We start from the raw sequence: 975 nt of genomic DNA, 5'->3' as shown, positions 1-975 counted from the left end.
AAGTCCCTCACTGGGCTGAGATTTGGGTCTTTTCGGAGGTCTCGGCGGCGTGGGAGGCGGTGGGGTCCTAAGCTCATGGCATCTGGTTTCCGCGCGGCAAAGGAGCAGCAACCATGGCAGCACAACCCCGTCCCACGGGTGCACCCACCTGGCTGGACCTCACGGTGCAGGATGTGGAGTCAGCCAAGAAGTTCTACGGCGCACTTTTCGGCTGGGAATTCGCCGACCAGGGTGAGGACTACGGCAACTACTCCATCATCACCAAGGATGGAGTTCCCGTGGGTGGCCTGGCGCTGGACATGGATGGGCAGGGCAACCCGGTGACCACGGGCCAGGGGCGTTGGAGCATCTACCTGGCTACGGATGACATCGAGCGAAAGGTGGCGGCCGTCCAGACCGCCGGCGGGCAGCTGCTCATGGGGCCCATGCGGGTTCCGGGCAGCGGTCACATGGCCATGATCGCCACACCGTCCGGGGCCAAGGTGGGGTTGTGGCAAGCGGTCGAGTTCGCCGGAATTGAGCTGCCGTTGCAACCGGGGACCTCTGCATGGTTCGAAGCCCTGAGCTCAGATTTCGAGGCCGACCTCGCCTTCTACCGTGACGTGTTCAACTGGGAGATCGCGTGGATGGGACCGGAAGGTGGGAGCGATGGCTTCAAGTACGTGACCAACGGTGCCGGTGAGAAATCCACCGCGGGTCTGTGTGACGCCACCATGTTCTTTGACGATGACCGCTCCTACTGGCGTCCTTACTTCATGGTCCAGGACTCGGCCCAGGCCGTGGAGACCATTGAGGCAACTGGCGGCCAGGTCACTGACGGCCCGGATGACACCGAGTTCGGCCGGATCACCACCGTGCTGGGCCCGGAAGGGGAAACCTTCCAGTTGCAGCAGCCGCTCTGACACCACTCCCACATCGAGCCGAGACCTCCGAAAAGTCCCTCACTGGGCTGAGATTTGGGTCTTTTCGGAGGTC

Annotated in this window: 1 protein-coding gene; it reads left to right on the top strand. The window is 62.9% G+C overall.

Annotated elements, in window-relative coordinates; genetic code table 11:
- Positions 1–113: 113 nt before the first annotated feature.
- Positions 114–902, top strand: coding sequence for a VOC family protein (locus L979_RS11235; RefSeq protein WP_047692303.1), 789 nt, complete (start codon positions 114–116; stop codon positions 900–902).
- Positions 903–975: the final 73 nt, after the last annotated feature.

This window comes from Kocuria sp. ZOR0020 (assembly GCF_000800955.1).
GTDB lineage: Bacteria > Actinomycetota > Actinomycetes > Actinomycetales > Micrococcaceae > Kocuria > Kocuria subflava.
The sequence above is the reverse complement of the archived record's forward strand: the minus strand, read 5'-3'. Positions and strand labels throughout refer to the sequence as shown.